General features: G+C 50.9%; 18 protein-coding genes, 1 tRNA gene and 3 pseudogenes. 13 read left to right on the top strand and 9 right to left on the bottom strand.

The genetic code is table 11. From position 1 onward, the window contains the following. Positions 1–326, bottom strand: a pseudogene (locus tag ACCC84_RS19260) (transposase); the annotation flags it as partial. Positions 327–381: 55 nt separating this feature from the next. After that, positions 382–1,512 (bottom strand): annotated as a pseudogene (mobQ, locus tag ACCC84_RS19255) (MobQ family relaxase); the annotation flags it as partial. Positions 1,513–2,256: 744 nt separating this feature from the next. Here mobQ and ACCC84_RS19250 point away from each other — a divergent pair. The 3 genes from ACCC84_RS19250 to dcm all read left to right on the top strand — a co-directional run bounded on the left by ACCC84_RS19250 (position 2,257) and on the right by dcm (position 4,521). Then, entirely contained in the window at positions 2,257–2,568 is a 312-nt protein-coding gene (locus tag ACCC84_RS19250) for a conjugal transfer protein TraD (RefSeq protein WP_086523556.1), read from the top strand. A gap of 142 nt (positions 2,569–2,710) precedes the next feature. After that, complete coding sequence (locus ACCC84_RS19245; RefSeq protein ID WP_249269193.1) at positions 2,711–3,187, top strand: very short patch repair endonuclease; 477 nt, start codon at positions 2,711–2,713, stop codon at positions 3,185–3,187. A 233-nt stretch (positions 3,188–3,420) separates the two neighbouring features. Next, positions 3,421–4,521 (top strand): DNA cytosine methyltransferase, encoded by a 1,101-nt coding sequence (gene dcm, locus ACCC84_RS19240; RefSeq protein WP_086523554.1) that lies wholly within the window; start codon positions 3,421–3,423, stop codon positions 4,519–4,521. Positions 4,522–4,586: 65 nt separating this feature from the next. Here the strand turns inward: dcm and ACCC84_RS19235 are convergent, their stop codons facing one another. Next, positions 4,587–5,582, bottom strand: a complete 996-nt coding sequence (locus tag ACCC84_RS19235) for a restriction endonuclease (RefSeq protein ID WP_371902170.1) — start codon at positions 5,580–5,582, stop codon at positions 4,587–4,589. A 308-nt stretch (positions 5,583–5,890) separates the two neighbouring features. Between ACCC84_RS19235 and kwaA the strand changes: the two genes are divergently transcribed. Together kwaA and ACCC84_RS19225 are read left to right on the top strand one after the other, a co-directional pair. Beyond that, positions 5,891–6,526, top strand: coding sequence for an anti-phage protein KwaA (kwaA, locus tag ACCC84_RS19230; RefSeq protein WP_086523552.1), 636 nt, complete (start codon positions 5,891–5,893; stop codon positions 6,524–6,526). Between the two features lie 21 nt (positions 6,527–6,547). Continuing rightward, on the top strand, positions 6,548–7,555 hold the full coding sequence (locus tag ACCC84_RS19225; protein WP_371902169.1) for a Kiwa anti-phage protein KwaB-like domain-containing protein: 1,008 nt from the start codon (positions 6,548–6,550) through the stop codon (positions 7,553–7,555). Positions 7,556–7,607: 52 nt separating this feature from the next. On the opposite strand, the pseudogene ACCC84_RS19220 reads toward ACCC84_RS19225, so the two are convergent. Then, positions 7,608–8,855: pseudogene (locus ACCC84_RS19220) on the bottom strand (tyrosine-type recombinase/integrase). Positions 8,856–9,053: 198 nt separating this feature from the next. After that, a tRNA-Leu gene (locus tag ACCC84_RS19215) sits at positions 9,054–9,138 on the bottom strand. 410 nt (positions 9,139–9,548) lie between these two features. Here ACCC84_RS19215 and ACCC84_RS19210 point away from each other — a divergent pair. From ACCC84_RS19210 to ACCC84_RS19200, 3 genes are read left to right on the top strand one after another with little or no spacing between them, the layout of a single operon-like run. After that, positions 9,549–10,316 (top strand): DeoR/GlpR family DNA-binding transcription regulator, encoded by a 768-nt coding sequence (locus ACCC84_RS19210; protein ID WP_371902168.1) that lies wholly within the window; start codon positions 9,549–9,551, stop codon positions 10,314–10,316. A gap of 26 nt (positions 10,317–10,342) precedes the next feature. Then, positions 10,343–11,305, top strand: a complete 963-nt coding sequence (denD, locus tag ACCC84_RS19205; RefSeq protein ID WP_371902167.1) for a D-erythronate dehydrogenase — start codon at positions 10,343–10,345, stop codon at positions 11,303–11,305. A 2-nt stretch (positions 11,306–11,307) separates the two neighbouring features. Then, positions 11,308–12,693, top strand: coding sequence for a GntP family permease (locus ACCC84_RS19200; RefSeq protein ID WP_371902166.1), 1,386 nt, complete (start codon positions 11,308–11,310; stop codon positions 12,691–12,693). A gap of 61 nt (positions 12,694–12,754) precedes the next feature. Here ACCC84_RS19200 and lptG read toward each other — a convergent pair whose 3' ends face one another. Both lptG and lptF read right to left on the bottom strand, forming a co-directional pair. Next, entirely contained in the window at positions 12,755–13,825 is a 1,071-nt protein-coding gene (lptG, locus tag ACCC84_RS19195) for an LPS export ABC transporter permease LptG (protein WP_004955810.1), read from the bottom strand. Continuing rightward, the gene (gene lptF, locus ACCC84_RS19190) at positions 13,825–14,919 is read right to left on the bottom strand and encodes an LPS export ABC transporter permease LptF (RefSeq protein WP_198773203.1); all 1,095 of its coding nucleotides are present in this window, start codon (positions 14,917–14,919) and stop codon (positions 13,825–13,827) included. Before lptF ends, lptG begins: the two co-directional genes overlap by 1 nt. 282 nt (positions 14,920–15,201) lie before the next feature. Here lptF and pepA point away from each other — a divergent pair, with 282 nt between their 5' ends. The 4 genes from pepA to ACCC84_RS19170 all read left to right on the top strand — a co-directional run bounded on the left by pepA (position 15,202) and on the right by ACCC84_RS19170 (position 20,915). Further along, positions 15,202–16,713 carry a leucyl aminopeptidase gene (gene pepA, locus ACCC84_RS19185; protein WP_004955813.1) on the top strand — a complete coding sequence of 504 codons (1,512 nt, stop codon included), beginning with the start codon at positions 15,202–15,204 and terminating at the stop codon, positions 16,711–16,713. A 159-nt stretch (positions 16,714–16,872) separates the two neighbouring features. Continuing rightward, entirely contained in the window at positions 16,873–17,322 is a 450-nt protein-coding gene (locus ACCC84_RS19180) for a DNA polymerase III subunit chi (protein WP_039992441.1), read from the top strand. Positions 17,323–17,335: 13 nt separating this feature from the next. Continuing rightward, entirely contained in the window at positions 17,336–20,212 is a 2,877-nt protein-coding gene (locus ACCC84_RS19175; RefSeq protein WP_273870563.1) for a valine--tRNA ligase, read from the top strand. Between the two features lie 199 nt (positions 20,213–20,411). Further along, positions 20,412–20,915 (top strand): GNAT family N-acetyltransferase, encoded by a 504-nt coding sequence (locus ACCC84_RS19170; RefSeq protein ID WP_198773201.1) that lies wholly within the window; start codon positions 20,412–20,414, stop codon positions 20,913–20,915. Between the two features lie 167 nt (positions 20,916–21,082). Here ACCC84_RS19170 and miaE read toward each other — a convergent pair whose 3' ends face one another. Both miaE and rraB read right to left on the bottom strand, forming a co-directional pair. Beyond that, complete coding sequence (miaE, locus tag ACCC84_RS19165; RefSeq protein ID WP_198773200.1) at positions 21,083–21,841, bottom strand: tRNA isopentenyl-2-thiomethyl-A-37 hydroxylase MiaE; 759 nt, start codon at positions 21,839–21,841, stop codon at positions 21,083–21,085. A gap of 55 nt (positions 21,842–21,896) precedes the next feature. After that, positions 21,897–22,319, bottom strand: a complete 423-nt coding sequence (gene rraB / locus ACCC84_RS19160) for a ribonuclease E inhibitor RraB (protein WP_371902165.1) — start codon at positions 22,317–22,319, stop codon at positions 21,897–21,899. A gap of 162 nt (positions 22,320–22,481) precedes the next feature. Between rraB and argF the strand changes: the two genes are divergently transcribed. Further along, positions 22,482–23,501, top strand: coding sequence for an ornithine carbamoyltransferase (gene argF / locus ACCC84_RS19155; RefSeq protein WP_004955822.1), 1,020 nt, complete (start codon positions 22,482–22,484; stop codon positions 23,499–23,501). Positions 23,502–23,810: the final 309 nt, after the last annotated feature.

Raw genomic sequence — 23,810 nt, 5'->3', positions numbered from 1 at the left:
CTGATGCTTTTCGATAAAGACATACTTCATTTCAGGCGCTTGGCGAAGTATGTCGCGGCCTTTTGGAGAATGGCCAGCTCCTCGTCTCGTTCAGCCAGTTGGCGTTTGAGGCGAGCATTCTCAGCGGCGAGTTCGCTCTCACGTTCAGAGGACGTTGCCTGTTGCTGCCGCTTGCTACGCCAGGTGTAAATTTGCGACTCATAAAGGCTGAGTTCGCGGGCGGCTGCGGCCACACCAATACGTTCAACCAGTTTCAGGGCTTCGTCGCGGAATTCAGGTGTATGTTGCTTGCGTGGCTTTTTGGTGGTTGATGCTGGTTTTGTCATGTGAGTCACCTCTTGCTTGAGAGTTTACTCACTTAGTCGCGTGTCCACTATTGCTGGGTAAGATCAGTGTCCTCTTAACACGTTCAGGGGCGCTTCTGGATGCCCTGTTTGGGTTTTGAGGGGTGGATATTTTCAGAATAGTATTTGTTCCAGAATCAGAAATACTGACTGATGGTTTCTTACCAGCAACAACCTTACTGACTTTGGATTTATCACGATAGGATTTAACACCCCTGATGCGGGTATTAGGAGCTGGCGCAACCAATACGGGTCTTTGTACTTCATTAGTCGAAGATCCGGAGCGCGTTTCTGGTAATACAATCTCTTCTTGTTCGGCAAGAATAGATACAGTGAAGCTTCTGACATCAACGACGATTTCAAGATCAAGTTCGTTGAATGTTTTGTAGACTTCAACGGCTTCTTGCTTGGCTGCATCACGAACAGCTTGTTCTACAGCTCTTTGTTCCTGAGCCGCCTTACTACGCCATTTGCCGCTGTGAATTCGTTTCATGGCAGGGCGGTTTGTTTCGGCGGCTTTAGCAAGCCATAGCGCTTTTTCTTCATTATCCAGAGCAACCGCTGCTTTTTCTAATCCCTCTTCGTGCTGGGCTTGAAGGGAACGATGATCAATACGCTCTGTTGAACCCGCAGCAGCAAGGTAGCTGTTAGCCATCGATGCCCATGATTCACGCCACAACACAGACATTTTTCTGTCGTTCCAGCTTCTTTCTTTTTTACCAAAACCTTCCGAGCTTACGGTTTTTAACGTCAACATAACGTGAGCATGAGGATTATCGCTATCGAGATCGTGAAAAGCGATATCAGCAATCATTCCCTTTTCTACAAAATTTTTCTGACAATATTCAAGAACAAGCTTTTTCTTATCATCATTGGTTAGCTCAGCGGGGATAGCAACATCGAAATAACGGGCTGTTTGTCCATTACTCTGACGCTCAACCCTTTCAACTTCATTCCACAATGCTGTAGAGTCTTTTACGATATGTTCTAGAGCATTAACTGGTGCTAATATGAAATGCCCGTATAAATCGGTACGGCGGCTATAATCATAGGTATCACCCGTTCTTTCATCTGTGATTCTGCAACGAGCATGGTAAGCAGCTTTCGCAACGGAAGATCTGCCCTCACTTCGTTTCACAATTTTAAAATCAAGATGAAAAATAGCCATGCAATAAAAACAACCTCATATAAATTAAATATCAAATCGAAATATAAATATCCCATGCGACTATGCTGGTTTTAGTTTTTCGCAAGAAAAACTCTGGTGTTGACGTTGACCTTGTTTCCGTAGGAAACGGTGTTAGCCTGCGGCAGGCAACCGTCGGTAGACCCCACACGCTCACGAAGTGAGTGTATAGGTGGGCATTGCTTTATTTTTATATCTCCTAAAGGAGCTAAAAATAACGACAATGTTTTAAGTTTTTCTATAGTTAAATAATAACTCTAGTTTTACAGACTGTGAAATTAACAGGGCTAGAATCGGATAAACGGTTGAGGTAGAGTAATAATATTGAATATTTGGGTTTTAGATAGCGCCCGTAAGGGCAAAAACAGCTAAATTAGTCTCCCGCCGTAAGGCGGGAAAGTGAAATTTAGATAAAATAGTGAAAATAACAGACATTTTTCCGTGTTGCACAATTCACAGGTTAAGATCATGAATCAGAGTTTAAAAACAACAGATGAAATTAGTTTCATTGATTTGATAAAATAAGTAACGGGGAGAGTATCAGACATTTAATGTTAGTGGTTGCACTCGCTTGTGTTGCATAATTTTATTTTGAGCTTACTGACAATAATCTCGCGCTGCGCAATTTAATCTGGAATGCAAAGCATTCAATCTTCTGCCTATGGTTTGATCTTTTCTTTTTTTAATTGTATTTAATATTGTTGACAACTAAAAGGAAAAGTAATTATGAATACAGATGATAAAAACAGAGAACCAAGAACAGAAAAAACAATTAAGCAAAAAATAGCATCAGCGCAGATGCGCTTGAATCGTCTCAAGAGCAAAGAGAAATCTTTATCCAAGAGCGCTGAAACACGCCTGAAGATCATCCTTGGTGCTGAAGTGGCTAAAGCTGTAGGCTGTAAAGTAGAAGATGTTGATAAGGAGTTTGTGTTGGGAATATTAATGAATTTTAAAAATGTTAGTACTGAGGATAAGTCAAGACTTAAATTAAAAGGGAAAATATTTCTTGAGTCTATAGTAGGAAGGAAGAAGTAACTTTATGCTATTTATAGAAAATAAACAGGTTAACGAATTCAAATCCTATTTTATGTATGATATAAACTTCATTACATGAATTAATATATTGAATTTTACACCTTATGCTATAATATCATTATGCTTTCACATTAAGGAGATTATGATGAGAATATCTCAAGAAAAAAGATCTCACATTATGAGGTCAATACACTCAAAGAATACAAAACCTGAAATAATTATAGATGGAATTCTCAGTAATCTTGATATTACTTATATAGCTCATTGTCATAGCCTATATGGTAAACCTGATTTTTTGTGCGAAGTATATAAAACCGCAATATTTGTAAATGGTTGTTTCTGGCATGGTCATCAATGTCATATGTTCAGAGCGCCAGACTCTGCGAACAAATATTGGGTAAGTAAATTGCAGAAAAATGCTGAAAGAGATATTCGCGTCATCTCTATTTTAAATAACCTAGGTTATAAGGTCATTGTTGTTTGGGAATGCGCTTTAATCGGGAAAAGGAAATTAGACACCCTTGTTCTACAGGATTGTCTTGAAGAGTGGCTTTTAGCTGGGAATGGAAATTGTGAAATAGATTCTCAAGGTATAAAAGCTATGGTTTCGAGTATTTAACATTAAATTTGAATGTAATATTTTCTCTCACCCTTTCCAAACGCATGTACTTCCCCTTTCAGTTTTGGCGTTTTTCTATATGATTTGCGCAAGATTTATTTTCATAAAAATCTATATAAATCAACACATTATAATTTATTGCGATTTTTTTTTAACTTTTACTGTACACACATCAAATTTTGTTTATGATGTATATAAGATCAGGTTAAACCCAAGGTAACGAGAGTAACGAAATGACAACAGTTATTGCAACAGAAATCAAAAGCGAAAAAATACATTTGCGTATAACTCCCTCTCAGAAAGAAACTTGGAGAGCCTTAGCTGAAGCTCAAGGTGTTAGTTTGGCTGCTTGGATTGAAAGTAAAATATCGATAGCTTTAGCATCGAATAATGACACTTTCCAAAAAGAAAAATATAAACTTATTTCTCTTTTTTCTGGTTGTGGCGGAATGGACTTAGGTTTTTGTGGTGGGTTTTCTGTACTAAATAAACAATATAAAAAAACAAAATTTGAAGTAACTTGGGCAAATGAATTTAATCCTAATGCAGTTAAAACATATAAAAAAAATTTCAGCCATAATATAGCTGAGGGTGATATTTGGGAACTTATAGATTTAGTGCCTAACGAATGTGATGTTTTAATTGGTGGGTTCCCTTGTCAAGATATATCTATCAATGGCAAAAGAGCGGGCGTCGATGGTAAACGTAGTGGTTTATATCTTGCGATGGTAGAAGCAGTCAAACGCTCTCGCCCAAAGATTTTCATCGCCGAAAATGTTAAAGGGCTTCTTATGAAATACAACGAGGAATCGTTAGCTCGTGTTATTAAAGATTTTAGCGAACTCGGTTACAATGTTAGCTATAAACTTTACAACTCAGCTAATTTTGGAGTTCCTCAAACGAGAGAACGCGTTTTTATAGTCGGGACTCTACACGGAAATCCACTCTTTAAAGAACCCGTTGATATACTGCATAAAAATGAATGGTTGACTTGTTATGATGCAATTCATGATTTAGAAAATATCGATGAAGATCGTATCTTTAACCATATCTGGAGTAAAGCAAAAAAAAGCCCAGACCAAGGAAGTAGGCGTTTGAAAGAAGATAAACCATCACAAACCATAAGGGCCGAATGTCATGGTAATATACAATTTCATTATAAACTGGACAGGCGTATCTCAATGAGAGAAGCCGCCCGTCTTCAATCATTTCCTGATAACTTTGTTTTTGAGTCAAACTTGAGAGAAACTGAAAGGCAAGTTGGAAATGCAGTTCCTCCTGTTTTAGCTTGGCACTTAGCGCAAGCCGTTGAGGAATATTTAGATAAATTATAATAATCCATTAAACTTATTGATACCATGATTAGTATATTTTACTAATCATGGTATCCTTTAACCTCTCAATACTCAATCTCGGTAAATAAAGTCTCAGATGGTATCCATCCCACTGCAAAAGAATCAGCCAAGTTTAGCCAGTATTTGATTCTTTCATTTCTGTGTATAATTATTCCCCAATACTCTTCAAATAATGCATCTTCTAATTCATCAAAAGCTTTAATCATTTCTTTTTCTATATCTTTTAATGCTCTTTCAAGATAATTTCCACCTCTTACTGGTGATGCTCGCATAGCGACACTTCCTGCGGAAAATAAATCCCTAGCCTGATTGCACAATATTCCATAGTATGTGAGGAGAAACATAGTCACATCATCATATTTTCCTGATGCGCGGCTTGATTTAACTATCTGCGGGCAGAGCACTGCTGATTCTGCTCTGTATTTCCTCTTTTCTGGCTGGGAAAGTTTAGTATATAATCTGACCTCTAATGGTAGAGTCCTTTCATCTGGTTGATCATCAATCCACCAAAGCCTTTCACCGGGTTTCAATCTATTCTTTGCATATTTTCTAATGAAAGGCATTTTTTCTTCTGGGCTTAACACTCTAAAATCATTATAGGCTATATTCAATTTATCAAATAACGGCTCTTTAGCATTTATTTCCACCTCAAACCTTGGAACATGTGATGTTCTTACATGCATTATGCATTCTTCATAGCGACCCCATTTAGCATCGGGTACACCGCCAGTTTTTCCAAATAAGAGATATACATAATCTACTCCTTGCTTTCGACTTCCCTCAAAGATACTGTTTGCTATTGATCTCCATGTATTGTTATCTGAGTACTTTACCTCCACACCAAAATTTCCAATAATTATATCCGGAAATTCTTGCGCTGGTGGACTCATGTCTACAGACAACCCCATTTCAGTTAATAAATCACCTAAAACTTCCCTAACCCTTTGCTCAAATCCTCTCGAGTTGTGATATTTACTTGATGTATTCAGATCCTGAGAGAGTCTTTCAGTCGCCTTCGTGAGTAAGTTTTCAAAAAGCATGCGTTCGATCATTTTCTTCTACATCTTCCTTATCCGTATGTATCACTAGATTACAACGATATACGCCTCCGTCACAAGTTAGAAAGAATTCATAAAAATCATAATGATAAGGGCTATGCTTGCACGGGGAGCCACTGAATTACTAGATGATGTATCTGAAGCCTCAACTCGCACCTCAATGTGTGATGTATATACAAAATTCTTTTACGACAGATATCATGCCTGTTGTTAGTGTTGTTTTTCACTCATCTCTTCTGTTAAAATTGCTTTTATAATATTAACAGCACTGTATTTTTGTAAGGTATACTATGGCATCTACTAATTCTAACAGTGCATCATGCGACAATATAAAGTTCAAATATTATCTTTATTTTTTATCTTTGTGGATTTTGTTTTTATCTGTTTCAATAATGTCCTTTGATTGGGTTTTTATTGAAAGATTGGTTAGATTTATTTTGTTGAAGTATACATTTGAGGATGTATTTAACAACTTTGACAAGTTAAAAATCAGGAATTTTGTTTTTATTTTCTGTATTTCGATGGTTTTCTCGGGTATTTCATCTGTATTATATTTATTTTCATCGTTATCAAGAGGTTGGGGAAGCACCCATAAAGTGAATAACGTTAAAAATCAAACTCATGAACATCTTGAATTTTTAACTACTTATGTAATGCCTCTTGTATTCACTGACGTTAATAGCAAGAGAACAGTAATCAACTTGCTGCTGATGATTTGTTTTATCGGTGTTATTTATGTAAGGACAAACAGATTTTATGCTAACCCATCGTTGGCAATACTTGGCTTCAGGTTATATAAATGTGTTATTAAAAATGATTCTTCCGGTAAGGAGTATACAGTAATATGTAGGGGGAAAATGTCTAATGATTGTCAAGTTAAAATAAAGAAGATTGATGATGATACTTTGATCGCAAAACTTATTTGATCTTATCAGGAGTCATGTTGAATGAAAAATGAATTAGAGGCCTTCGTTCAAAGTAATGGTCTTACAGGTGAGATGTTTTTCATCATAAACGATAATGACAACTATATTTATCGACGTGTTATTTTACATGATGAAAATACTGAGCCTCTCATCACTGAAAATTTCAAAAAATCTATCACTGATGAAATTATAAAGAGAATATCTGTTAACGATAATGATGATGCAATAATAGATAATATCACAGATATGAACTATGAAAATAAAGGTGTTTACTGTTTTGATATCGCCAGCGAAGATAAAAGCACTATCATTAAAATAATTGAAGAAATATCGTCATTGACAGTTGCTGACAACCCTATTGACTTTAAATTTAATGACGTAAATCTCGATAACATTATTGGTCTTGTTTATCACATAAGTGATGGTGATAAAAATATATTTTTGTATCAACATAGATACCCCAATTTTTTACATAAGAAATCAAGGCTCTCATTTTTAGGTGAGGGGGATGTATTAGTTCCTATACCTTACGATATGATAAACATATCCAAAGTAATTGATTTTTTTGTTTTTGAAGGAATTAGTTATGCTATTAACATTAAATTATTAGAAGAAAGATATGGACTTACTCAAGTAATTGACAATATGGTTTCTGAAGTAACACCAAAAATCATTGAAATGGAGATTGTCAATAAGTCTGTCTTAGCCGAGCCAGAGAAAATCTTCGACGACATGAAAGATGATCGCGGCTTTATGAGAAAATTAGCCAGAGTTCTTAAAAACGGAATATTGGAACTAAATATCGATGTTAACATTGTCAATGAGATAAAGACTAGCTTCCCCACAATAGGAAGGAATATTGATCTAATTAATGATGGCAATGGTATACCATATATAAAGCTAACAAGTAAAGCACGCAAAAAAGCTTTCATTAGATTGTTGAATGATGAAGCCGTACGTTCAGTCTTAACACAAAAGCCATCGATTGCACAAAATCACAAACCTGAAAAAAATATCATTCCCGCATGATGTAATAAATTTGTAAAAAAGGGCTTCTCAGCCCTCTTTTTATAACGAACTATCAGTCTTTAAAATCATAAGGTCGTAATATCCCTTTACGGTTGGCATCAAGATAATCAGCCCACCACTGCACCATTAGCCTCCGCTCCCCAAGATGCTCGGCCTTATGAATATAAGCCGCACGTACAGAGTTACGTTCCTGGTGACTCATCTGCCGCTCAACTGCATCCCTCGACCACAATCCTGATTCAATAAGTGAACTACATGCCATCGTCCTGAAACCATGCCCACAGACTTCCGTTTTGGTGTCATAGCCCATAACTCGCAAAGCCTTGTTCACCGTGTTTTCACTCATGGGTTTACGCGGATCATGATCACCAACAAAGATCAGCTCTCGATTTCCATTCATGCTTTTGATCTTTTCCAGAATAGCTAAGGCCTGACGTGATAAGGGAACAAGATGTGGAGTCCGCATCTTCGAACCACGTTGAGAATTCTTAACGCCTTCCAGTGGCTCACGTTCTCCCGGAATTGTCCACATGGCCGTTTCAAAATCTACTTCAGACCAGCGTGCAAAACGCAGCTCGCTTGAACGGATGAAAACCAACAACGTGAGTTCTACTGCCAGTCGGGTTAACGGTCTGCCGGAGTAATGATCAATACGATGAAGTAGTTCAGGAATGCGATTGAGTTCGAGCGCAGCACGATGCTGCCTTTTCGCCGTAGCAACCGCACCAGCAATTTCTTGCGCGGGGTTGTAGTCGATTAACCCACTCTGCACAGCAAAGCGCATAATCGCGGTAGTACGCTGCTGTAAACGGGCGGCAACTTCAAGGCGTCCGGATGACTCCACAGCTTTAATGGGTACAAGTAGATCCCGCGTCTTCAATTCAGCAATGTTCCGCTTACCGATAGTAGCAAAGAGATTATCTTCGAGACTTTACAATACACGAGCACTATGCGATGCCGACCATTTCTGATTGCTGGCGTGCCAGTCTCTGGCAACCACTTCAAACGTTATCGCCTCTTGTTCCTGCTCTACTTTAACAGCTTTTTTGTTCTCACTGGGATCGACGCCATTAGCTAATAGTTTACGGGCCTCATCCCTGCGTGCCCTGGCATCCGCCAGCGAAACTTCGGGATATTTACCCAGCGCCAGCATCTTCTCCTTACCACCAAAACGATAACGCAGCCGCCAATATTTCGAACCGTTAGGGTGAACCAGCAAAACCATGCCGTCACCATCCGTCAGCTTATAGGCTTTTGCTTCAGGCTTAGCCGAACGAACCTTCACATCACTCAGAGCCATGATGAGTATCCTTTCAAGGGTTCTGTGTGGGTACAAACATTATCGAACCGGGATATACCCGCAGATGTACCCACATCAGTAAGTTGATGTAGATTGAATCAGGTTGACTTAGGTTGAGTGAAAAAGCGAGGAAAGCCTTGCGGGGACTGGATTTTAGACATAAAAAAAGACCTCAGTTGAGGTCCATTTACATACTAATGGTGCCGAAGGCCGGACTCGAACCGGCACGTATCTCTACGGTTGATTTTGAATCAACTGCGTCTACCGATTTCGCCACTTCGGCACTGAAGTAGTATGCGGAAAACGGGTGTATTATACCTACCAGCGATCGCCGTGCAATAGTTATCATGGCTTCAATGAGTTAAGTGCTGAAAAAAACGGCGGCGCATGCCCTGGCTCGCACGTCTCGGCACTGTCGCCCTACCATCCCGCCCTGCCCGCCTGCTCGTCCGCTCACAAAGCTTGTTATACGTCACATTATTTATCACAGGCGGCTGTTCACTGCCCATTGCCCGCCATATCAGAATAAATTTATTTAATTCAAATAATTAAACAGACAACCATCACATTCTCTCCGCGCCGCAATTGTGACCACTATCGCTTACTTGTTAAATCAAATCGTCAAATATTTCTGGTGATAACAAAAAATAACAGCCACGGCGACGGCCTGCCGCCAGTGCCTGAGGAGCAAACATGATCCCGTCCGAACGCCGTGATTTTATCTATCGCTATGTGCATGAATACCAGTTGGTGCCCATCGTCGCCCTGGCGGAGCTGATGAGCGTCTCCCATATGACGGTGCGGCGCGACGTCCGCGTGCTGGAAGAAGAAGGCAAAGTGGTCAGCGTCAGCGGCGGCGTGCGGCTGAGCGACACGCTGCGCCAGGAACTGGCCTACAACGAAAAGGCCCAGTTGCACCACCGCCACAAGTGCGCCATCGGCAAGTATGCCGCCACGCTGGTGGAGGATGGCCAGGTGGTCTATCTGGATGCCGGCACCACCACCTATGAAATCGCCCGCAATCTGGCGGAGCGTTTCAACCTGACGGTGGTCACCAACGATTTTTCCATTATCCAGCACCTGATGAACCGCCCGCAGCTCAGCCTGTTCCACACCGGCGGGCTGGTGGATCAGCGCAATTATTCCTGCGTCGGCAACAGCGCCGCGATGCTGCTGCGCACGCTGAACATCGACGTGGCGTTCATCAGCACCAGTTCGTGGGATCTGGAGCACGGGCTGTCGACCCCGCACGAAGAAAAAGTGCTGGTGAAGCAGGCGCTGCTGGAGGTCGCCCGCCGTCGGGTATTGGTCTCCGACAGCAGCAAATACGGCAAGTACGGCATGTTCCGCGTCTGCCCGCTGGAAGCGCTGAACGACATCATCTGCGATGCCGCGCTGGCGCCAGCGGCACAACAACAGCTTAAAGAACGCGGCCTGCGGCTGCACAACGTCCAACTCTAATCACAACGCTTGGCAAGGAATAACACATGAAAATCATCATCACCGGCGGTGCCGGATTTTTGGGTCAGCGCCTGGCCACCGCTCTGCTGCAAGGCCAGCACACCCTGAGTTTTGATCAACTGATACTGGCAGACATCCACCTGCCGCGCTCGCCGCTGGACGATCCGCGCGTCAGCTGTGTCGCACTCGATCTCAGCCAGCCGCAGGCCGCGGAGGCGCTGATCGACGCCGAATGCGGCGTGCTGTTCCATCTGGCGGCCATCGTCAGCAGCCACGCCGAAAGCGATTTCGATCTCGGTATGCAGGTCAACTTCGACGCCACCCGGCAACTGCTGGAGGCCGCACGCCGCAAGGCACCGGCGATGAAATTTATCTTCACCAGTTCGTTGGCGGTGTTCGGCGGGCAACTACCGGCGCTGATCGATGACGGCTGCGCGGTCACGCCGCAATCCTCTTACGGTACGCAAAAGGCGATGTGCGAGCTTTTGATTAACGACTACGCACGCAAGGGCTTTGTCGACGGTCGCGTGCTGCGCCTGCCAACCATTAGCGTGCGGCCAGGTAAGCCGAATCAGGCGGCCTCGTCGTTCGCCAGCGGCATAATCCGCGAACCGCTGCACGGCGAACCGGCGGTGTGTCCGGTGTCACCGGATCTGGCGCTGTGGCTATCCAGCCCGGCCAGCGTGGTGCGCAACTTTATCCACGCCGCCACGTTGCCTGCCGAGTCGTTCGGCACTGCGCGCACCGTCAACCTACCGGGCATCAGCGTGCGCGTGCAGCAGATGCTGGATGCGCTGCGCGAGGTGGCCGGCGAGCAGGTCAGCGGCCTGGTGCGCTTTGAGGCCAATGAGGCGATAAACCGCATCGTTGCCAGTTGGCCGGGCAACTTCGACGTACGCCGCGCGCTGGCCATGGGCTTCGTCGCCGACGAAAACTTCCAGCAAGCGATCCGCGCCTTTATGCGCGAACAACAGCAGGGTGGGAACTGATTATGGAATTATATATTCCAATTATCGGGCTGGCGGTGGCGGTGTTCGTGCTGGTGTTTCTGGTGCTGCGCACTCGGGTGCACGCGCTGATCGCCATGCTGATTGCCGCCTCGATCGCCGGGCTGTCCGGCGGCCTCAGCGCGGTGCAAACCATTGATACCATCACCAAGGGCTTTGGCTCGACGCTCGGCAGTATCGGTATCGTTATCGGTCTGGGGGTGATGATGGGCCGGGTGCTGGAAGTCTCCGGCGCGGCGGAGCAGATCGCCTACAGCTTTATCAAATGGCTGGGCAAAAAGCGCGAAGAGTGGGCGCTGGCGATTACCGGCTATATCGTCAGTATCCCGATCTTCGTTGATTCGGCATTCGTGATCCTCTATCCGCTGGTGAAGGCGTTGGCCAAAAAGGGGCAGCGCAATCTGCTGACGCTCGGCGTGGCGTTAGCCGGCGGGCTGATCCTCACTCACCATGCGGTGCCGCCGACGCCGGGGCCGCTGGGGGTAGCGGGCATCTTCGGCGTGGATATCGGTGCGATGATGCTGGCAGGGCTGATTCTGGCCATTCCGTGCGTGATCGGCATCGTGCTCTATGCGCGCTGGCTGGGCAGCAAATACCCGGAATTTGCGCTGCAGCCGGACGATGAGCCGCCGCTGGATCTGCACGCCGCCCATCAGGACTATCTGGCAGCCAAGGCCGCCAAGCCGCTGCCGAGCCTGCTGCTGTCGCTGCTGCCGATCGTCACGCCCATTGCGCTGATCTTCATCAACGCGGTGAATAGCATGCTGGCGAAGACCGCCAGCTTCAGCGGGCTGGACGGCAGCCTGTGGGGGCAGGTTTTCGCCTTCCTCGGTTCGCCGGTGATTGCGCTGGCGATCAGCGTGTTGCTGGCGGTCGCCACCTTGATGCCAAAGGTCGACAAGCAGCAAACGCTGGAACGGCTGGAAGAAGGATTGCAATCGGCGGGGATCATTCTGCTGGTGACCGGCGCCGGTGGCGCGCTGGGGGCGGTACTGCGCGAAAGCGGCACCGGCAATCTGCTGGCACAGCACGTCGCCAGCCTGCCGCTGTCGCCGATCCTGATCCCGTTTGTTATCGCCACGCTGGTGCGCCTGATTCAGGGTTCCGGCACCGTGGCGATGATCACCGCCGCCTCGATTTCGGCGCCGATCGTCAGCCAACTGCCGGGCATCAACATGTTGGCGGCGGCGCAGGCGGCTACGCTCGGGGCGCTGTTCTTTAGCTATTTCAACGACAGTATGTTCTGGGTGGTGAACCGTATGATGGGCATCAAGGAGGTCAAACAGCAGATCATGGTGTGGTCGGTGCCGACCACCATCGCCTGGGCCATCAGCCTGGTCGGGGTGCTGGTGCTGGATTGGCTGATGTAACGGCGCCAGGCGCCGCAGGCAGGGATCCGGCCCCTCGATGTCGCGGGGCCGGCACAGCGGATTATCTGCGCTTGAGCAGCAGATACACGCTGATCAGCAGGAACAGCAGGCTTGGCAACAGCGCACCGAGCACCGGCGGCATATTGTACACCAGGCTTAGCGGGCCAAAGATCTGGTCCATCACGTAGAACAGGAAGCCGAAGCTGATGCCGGTGACCACCCGCATCCCCATCGGCACGCTGCGCAGCGGCCCGAAGATGAACGACAGCGCCATCAGCATCATCACCGCCACCGACAGCGGCGAGAAGATTTTGCTCCACATGTTCAACTGGTAGCGGCTGGCTTCCTGGCCGCTCTGCTTGAGGTACTTCACGTAGTTATGCAGACCGCTGATCGACAGCGAATCCGGGTCCAGCGCCACCACGCCGAGCTTGTCCGGCGTCAGGTTGGTTTTCCATACCCCGGTCAGCGTCTGGGTACCGGTTACCTGTTTTTCGTTGGTCAGATCCGAGGTGTCTACCTGCGACAGCTGCCAGGCGCCGTCTTCAAAGGTGGCGGTGGCGGCATAGCGCACCGTTTCCAGCCGACGACGATCGTTGAAGTGGTAGATATTGACGCCGGACAGTTCGTTCTCGCCTGCGACCCGTTCGATGTAGATAAAGTCGTTGCCGTCCTTCGCCCACAGGCCGTTTTTGGTCGACAGCAGCGAACCGCCGTACATTTGCTGCGCACGGTAATTACGCGCCATCTGCTCGCCCTGCGGCGCGACCCATTCGCCGATCGCCATGGTCAGCAGCACCAGCGGAATGGCGGTTTTCATCACCGAGCCGGCGATTTGCAGGCGGGTAAAGCCGGAAGCCTGCATTACCACCAGTTCACTGCGCGTCGCCAACTGGCCCAGCCCGAGCAGTGCACCCAGCAGCGCCGCCATCGGGAAGAAGATCTCCACGTCCTTTGGCACGCTAAGCAGGGTATACATGCCGGCGCCCAAGGCGGAATATTCGCCCTGGCCGACTTTGCGCAGCTGATCGACAAACTTGATGATGCCGGACAGCGACACCAGCATGAACAGCGTCATGATGATGGTGTTGAAGATGGTTTTACCGATATAACGGTCTAATACGCCAAACATCAGGCTGCTCCTCTCAGGCGTGCGCGCAGCTTGCGCATCGGCACGGTATCCCACAGGTTCAATGCCAGCGCGATGGCAAAGTACACCGCGTTCACCAGCCAGATCCACAGCATCGGATCCAGCTTGCCCTTGCCGGCGTTAGAGCGCAGCGAGGTCTGCAGCAGGAAGAAAATCAGGTACAGCAGGATCGCCGGCAGCATGCTCAGCACCCGTCCCTGACGCGGATTGACCACGCTCAGCGGCACCACCAGCAGCGCCATCAGCACCACCGACACCACCAGCGTCAGGCGCCAGTGAAACTCGGCGCGCGCTTCCTGATCGTCGGACTGCCACAGGGTGCGCATCGACATCTGTTCGGCCTGAGTGTTGTCCATCGCCACCGCACGGTGGCCGACCACCGCCTTGTAATCGCTAAAGTCGGTAATGCGGAAGTCGCGCAGCAGCGCTGTGCCCTCAAAGCGGGTGCCCTTGTCGAGCGTCACCACCTGCGAGCCGTCTTTCATCTGGTTGATCTGGCCATGTTCCGCCACCACCACCGACGGGCGCTGGTTGCCGTTCGGCCGCAGCTGCGCCAGGAACACGTTGTTGAAGGTGTTGCCTTTCACGTTGCCGACGAACAGCACCGCGTTACCGTCCTGCGACGGCTGGAACTGCCCTTCCGCCAGCCCGGCAATGCTCGGGTTGGCCTTGGCTTCGGCGATCACTTCATCCTGATGGCTGGAGGCCCACGGCCCAATCCAGAAGACGTTGGCGGCGGCAACCAGCGAGGTGAGCAGCGCCAGCACCATGGCGGCAATAATCAGCGTGCGCTTGCCCAGACCGCAGGCGTGCATCACCGTGATTTCGCTTTCGGTATACAAACGCCCAAGCGTCATCAACAAGCCGAGAAACAGGCTTAATGGGAGGATTAGCTGCGCCATCTTCGGCACACCTAATGCGAGCAGAGATAAAACCAAATTTGTCGGGACATCGCCGTCCACCGCGTCCCCTAACACCCTGACCAGGTTCTGACAAAAGAAGATCAGGAGCAGGATGAACAGGATCGCGATTTGGCTCTTGAGCGTTTCCCGTACCAGATATCTAATGATGATCACGCTTATTACGCCTGTGAAAACTTGTCTTTTTGCAGGAAAATCGATAGTTTCTTCGCTAATCCGCCATTTATTCTCATCATATGGCAACCTTCACAGCTAAAATAGTATTAGAACATCAAGCCGTTTGGGTGCCCTATAGGAACAAACCTATAGTCGCCAAAACAGAACAATTTACGCCGTAAAGGTTAACATACTTTAGTTAACTCATTGGCGGGAGATCGTTACGGAGTGGGTCATTCTAGCCGTAGCGTCCGCCTTTGTCTTTAAGATTCAGGAGAGTGCATGGAGTTCAGTGTAAAAAGCGGTAGCCCGGAAAAACAGCGCAGTGCCTGTATTGTAGTCGGCGTTTTCGAACCGCGCCGCCTGTCCCCTATCGCAGAACAACTCGACAAAATCAGTGATGGTTATATCAGCGCTCTGTTACGCCGTGGCGAACTTGAGGGCAAGGTCGGTCAGACCCTGCTGCTGCACCACGTGCCAAACATTCTCTCCGAGCGCATCCTGTTGATCGGTTGTGGCAAAGAGCGCGAGCTCGATGAACGCCAATACAAACAGGTGATTCAGAAAACCATCAATACCCTCAACGATACCGGCTCGATGGAAGCGGTGTGTTTCCTCACCGAGCTGCACGTAAAAGGCCGCAACACCTACTGGAAGGTGCGTCAGGCGGTGGAAACCGCCAAAGAAACGCTCTACACCTTCGATCAGCTGAAAAGCAACAAAGTGGAGCCACGTCGTCCACTGCGCAAAATGGTGTTCAACGTACCGACCCGTCGCGAACTGACCAGCGGCGAACGCGCCATCCAGCACGGCCTGGCGATCGCTTCCGGCATCAAGGCGGCGAAGGATCTCGGCAATATGCCGCCGAATATCTGTAACGCCGGCTATCTGGCGTCGCAGGCGCGGCAGTTGGCCGACGCCTTCAGCACCAACGTCACCACCCGGGTGATTGGCGAACAGCAGATGAAAGAGCTGGGCATGAACGCCTATCTGGCGGTCGGTGCCGGTTCGCAGAACGAATCATTGATGTCGGTAATGGAATATAAGGGCAACCCGAACCCGGACGCTAAGCCTATCGTGCTGGTGGGCAAGGGTCTGACCTTCGATTCCGGCGGCATTTCGATCAAACCGGCCGACGGCATGGACGAAATGAAGTACGACATGTGCGGCGCGGCCACGGTCTACGGCGTGATGCGCGTGGTGGCGGAACTCAACCTGCCGCTGAACGTGATCGGCGTACTGGCCGGCTGTGAAAACATGCCGGGCGGGCGCGCCTACCGTCCGGGCGACGTGCTGACCACCATGTCCGGCCAGACGGTGGAAGTGCTGAACACCGACGCCGAAGGCCGTCTGGTGCTGTGCGACACCCTGACCTACGTCGAGCGCTTCGAGCCGGAGCTGGTGATTGACATCGCCACCCTGACCGGTGCCTGCGTGATTGCGCTGGGCCACCACATCACCGGGCTGATGTCGAACCACAACCCGCTGGCGCATGAGCTGATCGGCGCGTCCGAACAGGCCGGCGATCGCGCGTGGCGTCTGCCGATGGCCGACGAATACTACGAGCAACTGGACTCCAACTTTGCCGATATGGCGAACATTGGCGGCCGTCCGGGCGGAGCAATTACCGCAGCCTGCTTCCTGTCGCGCTTTACCCGCAAGTACAGCTGGGCGCATCTGGACATCGCCGGCACCGCCTGGCGCTCCGGCAAGGCCAAGGGGGCGACCGGCCGTCCGGTCGCGCTGCTGTCGCAGTTCCTGCTCAACCGTGCGGGGCTGAACGGCGACGATTAAATGCCCGACACCTTTCAAGCCGCGCCGTTGGCTGCAACTTGAAACCTATGGGTATATAATCCTCTCAGCAGCGAAGGAGCAGGGCTACCTGCTCCATCCCAAAAGGGCGCAACCACTACGTTGTGCCCTGTTTTTTTATCGGCAGCGGTGAATCAGATGATCAAGCAGGCAACGTTTTACCTCCTCGAAACCGACCAGCCCGTCGGCGCGCTCAGTGCGCATGAAGCCGTGGCCTGCGACGTGGCCGCCAACGGCTTTCGTGCCGGAAAGCGCGTGCTGATTGCCTGCGAAAACCAGGAACAGGCGCAGCGGCTGGACGAAGCGCTGTGGCAGCGCGATCCGCATCAGTTCGTGCCACACAACCTGGCGGGTGAAGGGCCGCATTACGGCGCGCCGGTCGAGCTGTGCTGGCCGGCAAAACGCGGTAATGCGCCACGCGATCTGCTGATCGCCCTGCTGCCGCAGTTTGCAGATTTTGCTACTGCTTTCCATGAAGTGGTAGACTTTGTGCCTTACGAAGAAACCTTGAAACAGTTGGCGCGCGACCGATACAAAGCCTATCGCAGCGTCGGCTTCCACTTGACCACGGCAACGCCGCCAACTCACTGAATTACGAAATAAAATGGAAAAGACAAACAGTCAGCTCGATACCGCATACGATCCTTCCCAAATCGAACAGAAGCTGTACGACCATTGGGAGAGTCAGGGTTACTTCAAGCCGAATGGCGATACCAGCCAGGAAAGCTTCTGCATCATGATCCCGCCGCCGAACGTCACCGGCAGCCTGCACATGGGTCACGCCTTCCAGCAGACCATCATGGACACCATGATCCGCTACCAGCGCATGCAGGGTAAAAACACCCTGTGGCAGGCAGGTACCGACCACGCCGGCATCGCTACCCAGATGGTGGTGGAGCGCAAAATAGCGGCGGAAGAAGGCAAAACCCGCCATGACTACGGCCGCGACGCGTTCATCGACAAAATCTGGCAGTGGAAGGCCGAATCCGGTGGCACCATCACCCGCCAGATGCGTCGCCTCGGCAACTCCGTGGACTGGGAGCGCGAGCGTTTCACCATGGACGACGGCCTGTCCAACGCGGTGAAAGAAGTGTTTGTCCGCCTGTACAAAGAAGATCTGATCTACCGCGGCAAGCGCCTGGTGAACTGGGATCCGAAACTGCGCACCGCCATCTCCGATCTGGAAGTGGAAAACCGCGAGTCCAAAGGGTCGATGTGGCATCTGCGTTATCCGCTGGCCGACGGCGCTAAAACCGCCGAAGGCAAAGATTACCTGATCGTCGCCACTACCCGCCCGGAAACCGTACTGGGCGACACCGGCGTGGCGGTCAACCCGGAAGATCCACGTTACAAGGATCTGATCGGCAAGGAAATCATTCTGCCACTGGTCGGCCGCCGCATCCGCATCGTCGGTGACGAGCACGCCGACATGGAAAAAGGCACCGGCTGCGTGAAGATCACCCCGGCGCACGATTTCAACGACTACGAAGTGGGCAAACGTCACGGCCTGCCGATGATCAACATTCTGACCTTCGACGGCGATATCCGCCAGGAAGCAGAAGTGTTCAACACCCTCGGCGAAGCCTGCAGCGACTATTGCAACGAGATCCCGGCGCAGTTCCGTGGCCTGGAGCGTTTTGCCGCGCGCAAGGCGGTGGTTGCCGCCTTTGACGAGCTCGGCCTGCTGGACGAGATCAAACCGCACGACCTGACGGTGCCTTACGGTGACCGCGGCGGCGTGGTGATCGAACCGATGCTCACCGACCAATGGTACGTGCGCACCGCACCGCTGGCCAAAGTGGCGGTAGAAGCGGTTGAGCAAGGTGATATCCAGTTCGTGCCAAAGCAGTACGAAAACATGTACTTCAGCTGGATGCGCGACATTCAGGACTGGTGTATTTCTCGTCAGCTGTGGTGGGGTCACCGTATTCCGGCCTGGTATGACGCCAACGGCAAGGTCTACGTCGGCCGTACCGAAGACGAAGTACGTCGCGACAACAACCTGGGCGCCGAGGTGGCGTTGAACCAGGACGAAGACGTGCTGGACACCTGGTTCTCCTCCGGCCTGTGGACCTTCTCCACCCTGGGTTGGCCAGAGCAGACCGACGCGCTGAAAACCTTCCACCCAACCAGCGTGATGGTCAGCGGCTTCGACATCATCTTCTTCTGGATTGCCCGCATGATCATGCTGACCATGCACTTTATCAAAGATGAAGACGGCAAACCGCAGGTGCCATTCCACACCGTGTACATGACCGGCCTGATCCGCGACGACGAAGGGCAGAAAATGTCCAAGTCCAAAGGCAATGTGATCGACCCGCTGGACATGGTGGACGGTATTTCGCTGGAAGACCTGCTGGAAAAACGCACCGGCAACATGATGCAGCCACAGCTGGCGGAAAAAATCCGCAAGCGTACCGAAAAGCAGTTCCCGAACGGCATCGAGCCGCACGGCACCGACGCCCTGCGCTTCACCCTGGCGGCGCTGGCCTCTACCGGTCGCGACATCAACTGGGACATGAAGCGTCTGGAAGGTTACCGCAACTTCTGTAACAAACTGTGGAACGCCAGCCGTTTCGTGCTGATGAACGCCGAAGATCAGGATTGCGGCTTCAACGGCGGCGAAAAACAGCTGTCGCTGGCGGATCGCTGGATCCTGGCGGAATTCAACCGCACGGTGAAAGCCTACCGCGAAGCGCTGGACAACTACCGCTTTGATATCGCGGCCGGCATCCTGTACGAGTTCACCTGGAACCAGTTCTGCGACTGGTATCTGGAGCTGACCAAGCCGATCGTCAGCAACGGCAGCGAAGCGGAACGCCGCGGCACCCGCCATACGCTGATCACCGTGCTGGAAGCGCTGCTGCGTCTGGCGCATCCGATCATTCCGTTTATCACCGAAACCATCTGGCAACGGGTTAAACAGATCAAAGGCATCAGCGCCGATACCATCATGCTGCAGCCGTTCCCGGCCTACGACGCCGCGCTGGAAGACGCGCAGGCGCTGGCGGATCTGGAGTGGATCAAGCAGGCGATCACCGCGGTGCGCAACATTCGCGCCGAAATGAACATCGCGCCAAGCAAACAGCTGGAAGTGCTGCTGCGTAACGCCAACGGCGACGCTCAGCGCCGGGTGCAGGACAACCAGAGCTTCATCGAAAAACTGGCACGTCTGCAATCCATCACGCTGCTGCCGGCGGGCGAAAAAGGCCCGGTATCGGTCACCAAACTGGTGGACGGCGCCGAGCTGCTGATCCCAATGGCCGGTTTCATTGACAAGGACGCGGAAATTGCGCGCCTGACCAAGGAAATGGCCAAGCTGGACGGCGAGATCGCCGCTATCGAAGGCAAGCTGGCCAATGAAGGTTTTGTGGCCCGCGCACCGGAAGCGGTGGTGGCTAAAGAGCGCGATCGTCTGGCGGCCTGCAAAGAAGGCAAAGTGAAGCTGCAAGAACAGCAGGCGACCATCGCCGCGCTGTAATTGCTGGCTCACACCGGCAGCGATGCCTATCAGACAGCGGGTTAACAGCCCGCTGTTTTTTTATAGGCATTGCATCCCGCCGGGAATAAGTGCTATTACACATTAACAATGCAGCAAGGACGCCGTTGGGAAATCAAACCCCGACGCGTTTTTAGCTGCAATAAAAAGACGTTTTTTTATTTGGCGAGTGAGTAAACACATGACAATCGCAACCCCCGTGCGCCTGCTGGTGCGCCCAATAGCGGTAGAAGACAACGCCGCTATTGCTCATGTGATCCGCGAGGTCTCCGCCGAGCACGGCCTGACCGCGGATAAGGGCTATACCGTTTCCGATCCCAACCTGGACGCGCTGTATCAGCTCTACAGCCTGCCGCGCAGCGCTTACTGGGTGGTAGAAGTCGACGGCAAGATTGCCGGTGGCGGCGGTGTTGCACCGTTGCAAGGCGGCGAAGATGACGTATGCGAACTGCAGAAAATGTATTTTCTGCCGCTGTTGCGCGGTCAGGGTCTGGCCAAACGGCTGGCGCTGCAGGCGCTGGAGTTCGCCCGCCAGCAAGGGTTCCGCCGCTGTTATCTGGAAACCACCGCCAGCCTGACGCAGGCTATCGGGCTATACCAGCACCTCGGTTTTGAACACATCGATCGGCCGATGGGCAACACCGGCCACGGTGATTGCGAAGTGACGATGCTGAAAACGCTGTAACGCGAACAGCATCGCAACAATGCCAGTCCGCATGCCTGCCGACTGGCATTTTTTTGCCCGTTCGGCGAGACGGTGCATAAACTGTCGTCGCGTTTTGAAGCAGCAGAAACGCTCATTCGAGAGTTTCGCAAAATCTAACAAGGCGCCGAAAGACGCCTGTTGAGTTATTACGCCGGCACGCCGCTGTGAAAACGCAACTCGCCGTCCGGTGACTGAATCAGCTCGGCTTCGACGCGGCCGAAATGCGCCACCCGCTCGCTGATATCGCCGCCGGCGATCTGCTCCGCCAGCGTCAGGTAATCCTGGTAGTGCCGCGCTTCCGAGCGCAACAGCGAGACGTAAAAACGGTTCAGTTCATCGTCCAGATGCGGCGCCAGTTTGGCAAAGCGTTCGCAGGAGCGCGCTTCGATATAAGCACCGCAGATCAGCTTGTCGATCAAGGTCGCCGGATCGTGGGTACGCACCTCGCGGATCATCCCCTTGGCGTAGCGGCTGGCGGTGATCTTTTGGTAGCGGATGCCGCGCGACTGCATGATTTCCAGCACCTGTGAAAAATGATGCAGTTCCTCTTTGATCAACAGCACCATGCTGTCCACCAGAGCCTGGCCGTAGGTCGAGGTTTTTTTCGGCAGGATCTTCCTGGTGAACTGGCTTTGCTTGAACAGCGCTTGCGGCACGCCCTGCGCTTCGTGCACAAACGCCTCATACGGCCGCAGCAAGGCCAGCAGAGCATCGCCGCTCTCCTTGTCCGCCACGTAGCGTCGAATCAGCCACATGCCGGTCTGTGCGGCTTTCAGCTCGCATACCAGATGGTCGGTCAGCAACAGCGGCAGGTTTTCCGCGCGGCGCGCGGTTTCAATCCAGGCATCCGGGGTTTCGCAGTGCAGGAATTGTAAAATCGGGGATAGCAGTGATTGGTAAGTCATGTCAGCTTATCAAGGCCGGCCGGCGCCGGCCCTTGTGAGTCGTCGGGAGCAATGATTAATGGCGTTTGCCGTCGTCGTCTTCGTCGATGAATTCATCGTCTTCGTCATCGCCGTCTTCACCGTTCGGATCTTCGTAGTAGGTGCCCCAGCCGTCGTAGTTAACGCCGCATTTTTCTGCCAGCGCCACCAGCTGTTCCACCTGGGTATCGATCACCTCGGCATTCAGGCCTACTTCGCTGATCACGTCGCAGCACATCAGCAATGAACCGTCTTCCACTTCCAGCTCTTCGGCGTCGGTCACTTCGTAGCCCAGTTTAAAGGCTTCGACGGCGGCCTTCTCCAAGACCTCAAACTTTTCGGCAGAGAAATGGTGCTCAATGGTGTAGAGCGCATCCGGATCGCTGCCGTCTTCCAGCAGTTCTTCGATGATCAGACGGGTCTCTTCACGTTGTTCTTCCAGCAATTCGCGGTTTGCCATGTCTCTATCCTCAATAAATGGCTTTCATTGCTTCTATTTTCACACACCGTCGACGCGCCTGCCACGTTAAACCGCAAAGATTTCTACAATGGGGTTGAATTTGAATATTCATACATATAAAGTGAATTTTAATTCAAATACAACCATCAGGGATACCCGAAGATGAGCACGCTAAACCCGTTCTACAGTCGTCACTTTTTGAGGTTGATGGATTTCACCCCCGCCGAGATCCAGGCGCTGTTGCAGCTGTCCGCCGACTTGAAACAGGCCAAGAAACAGGGCCGCGAAGTCCGGCATCTGCAAGGCAAGAATATCGCGCTCATCTTCGAAAAAGACTCTACCCGCACACGATGCTCTTTCGAAGTTGCCGCATTTGATCAGGGTGCCCAGGTCACCTATCTCGGCCCCAGCGGCAGCCAGATCGGCCACAAAGAGTCGATGAAAGACACCGCGCGGGTGCTTGGCCGCATGTATGACGGTATTCAATACCGCGGTTACGGTCAGGCGCTGGTGGAAACCCTGGCGCAGTATGCCGGCGTGCCGGTATGGAACGGGCTGACCAATGAATTCCACCCGACCCAGCTGCTGGCCGATCTGCTGACGGTACAGGAACAGCTGCCGGGCAAACCGCTGTCGGCGGTAAAATTCGCCTACCTCGGCGACGCGCGCAACAATATGGGCAATACCCTGCTGGAAGCGGCGGCGCTGGTAGGCATGGATCTGCGTCTGGTGGCGCCAAAGGCCTGCTGGCCGCAGGCGGAGCTGGTGGCGCAGTGCCAGCAACTGGCCCAGCAGACCGGCGGCAAAATCACCCTGACCGAAGAGATTGCCGAAGGCGTGCAGGATGTGGACTTCCTGTATACCGACGTCTGGGTGTCGATGGGTGAGCCAAAAGAAGTATGGCAGGAGCGCATCGCGCTGCTGAAACCTTATCAGGTCAATATGGCGATGGTGCGCCAGACCGGCAACCCGAACGTCAAGTTCCTGCACTGCCTGCCGGCGTTCCATGACGATCAGACCACGCTCGGCAAGCAAATGGCGCAGCTGTACGGCCTGCAAGGCGGTATGGAGGTCACCGACGAGGTGTTTGAATCGGCGCATAGCGTGGTGTTCGATCAGGCGGAAAACCGGCTGCATACCATCAAGGCGGTGATGGTGGCGACGCTGAGCAAGGCGCTGTAAACGGCAGAGGATGAATTTTTAAAAATTTGAGCTAAGCTCAGAAACGTATTGCCGGGGCGCGTCACGCAAAGGCAATGGGGTGCGGGTTTCGATCCGTACCCCAATCCCCTCTTTATCCTCTGCTTTTCCCACCATAGCGCTGACGCTCAACCGAGCCAGCCAATCGTTTGCCAAATGACAAAAATCGGCGTTTTAGCGCTTGCAGTGACGTAAAGCGCGAGTATAATGCGCGACAATTTGCCAGGAGAAAGCATGAAAAACGACGTCTGTTTTGTTCGCCATACTCGACAAAACGCCCTGCCTCGCGGC

The organism is Serratia odorifera (assembly GCF_041448735.1).
In the GTDB taxonomy this organism is placed as follows: domain Bacteria; phylum Pseudomonadota; class Gammaproteobacteria; order Enterobacterales; family Enterobacteriaceae; genus Serratia_F; species Serratia_F odorifera.
The sequence above is the reverse complement of the archived record's forward strand: the minus strand, read 5'-3'. Positions and strand labels throughout refer to the sequence as shown.